Consider the following 1,739-nt stretch of genomic DNA (forward strand, 5'->3'; position numbering starts at 1 on the left):
TAATTTTTTGGAATATAACATGATAACAACCCTGAATCGTAGAGATCTATCAGTAATTTTATTTCTCGCTGGCAATTTAATGTATATAGTTCTAAAACTGCATGAACAGCTTTCCATCGCTCCTCTGCTTTAGGAGATCCTAGATTAGCATAAATATAGCTAACTAAGGCGTGAGGGATACTTTCAGATACTTTCATGCATTCATTCCAACGTCCATCTGCATAGTCGTCTTCAAGATATACTTCTAGCCTAGATAGTCCGAAATCAATTAATATCCGAGCGTTCTCTTCATCCAATTCGTTAGCACTATAATGAACAAAACTAAATAATGCTGATGCCGATTCCATGTCAACCGAACTTGATAAACCATTAAGAATACCATTTTTTATATACTCATGAGTGCTTTCATTGAATATAAAAGCATTGATAAAATATCCTCTCTCATAAATGAGAGTAAATTTTGTAGGATATCTAGAGACAATATAATAAACTATATTATTCCAGCAATTTCCCAAAGATACCTTATCTCTCCATTCACTAGGTATCTGCTCGAATGCCTCACGCAGGTCATAAAAATCAAGTTTTTCAGACTGGCTTATTATTTCTAGAAAGGAGCCAGCATTTCTTGATGTTACTTTTTTGTAACACCCCATCCAAAACATACTCTTTCTTTTTGAATAAGGTTGGTTTTTATAGCATTCAAATGCAGAGCTAAAACCTATATTGGTTAATAGTTCGAATTTCCCGTACAGGTCCTCCCAATGTTCATTTTCAAACTCTACTTCTTTCCCATAACCGACTGATACAGCTCCAGGTTGATCAGCTTTTGATGACAGTTCAATTAACCTATGTATCTCTTTATTTAAACACTCTAAATTATATTGTGAAGCCAAATCATGTACGCGACACCATTTATCACCAAGATATCCTTGTACTCTCAGCCCCTTAACATAACCATTCAACATTTTTTGTTGATTTATCTTAGAGGTTTCTTTTTCAAGGCATTGTTGTAAAAATTCATATCGTCCATTATCCCAAGAGAAAAATGATAAAGACCATAATGAAGCCGGCGAAGTAAGATTAGAATTTATTGTATTATTTGCAAGCGCGACAATGTGCCTTTCATGCCAACTAACTCCCCTATCCTTCCATCGACTAAGAACAGAGAATGTCGACTCTGGTGATAATTGAAAGCAAGTAGATATAGCATCATAACGATTCCAATGTTTTTCTTTAGTAACGGAGTCACCTATCATTTCTGCACATCGCATATAGCGATGTGCAAGTTCAGGATTACTCAACCCTGATATTGAGCTTCGCTTAGCAATAGCACTCAATGCTTCCCAACGAATAACTCCCTCATCGCCAAAGTCTGATGCTTTATTGAGAGCTTCATCGAAATAAAAGGCAGCATCATTTAGAGAAACACTAAGCACAGCCCTAGATAATTTTATAAATTGCTCAGCACGAGATTCTGGTGATTCATCATAGTCATAGTTTTTCAAGCTTAAATAACACTCTTTCTCTATAAAATCACTAAGCTCATAAAGCTTATCACTTCTACAACAAGCTCGAAGAATATATAAGTTATCTATAAGTAATACTTTCACTTCATCATTATGATAGGCTTGAGTGAAATCATTTAACTCCTCAATATAGCCGTCTTTACAAAATAAAATATTCTCAAATCTTATCTTGCTGACCTCATAAGGAATGGGGTCATATTCATAATAATGAGC

1 protein-coding gene is annotated in these 1,739 nt (G+C 34.9%); it reads right to left on the bottom strand.

What is annotated here, in order from left to right:
• Window positions 1-1,739 (bottom strand): hypothetical protein (locus tag PG892_RS22160; RefSeq protein WP_270825892.1); only part of this gene is annotated, 1,739 nt, incomplete at both ends.

The organism is Aeromonas sp. QDB68 (assembly GCF_027707405.1).
In the GTDB taxonomy this organism is placed as follows: domain Bacteria; phylum Pseudomonadota; class Gammaproteobacteria; order Enterobacterales; family Aeromonadaceae; genus Aeromonas; species Aeromonas caviae.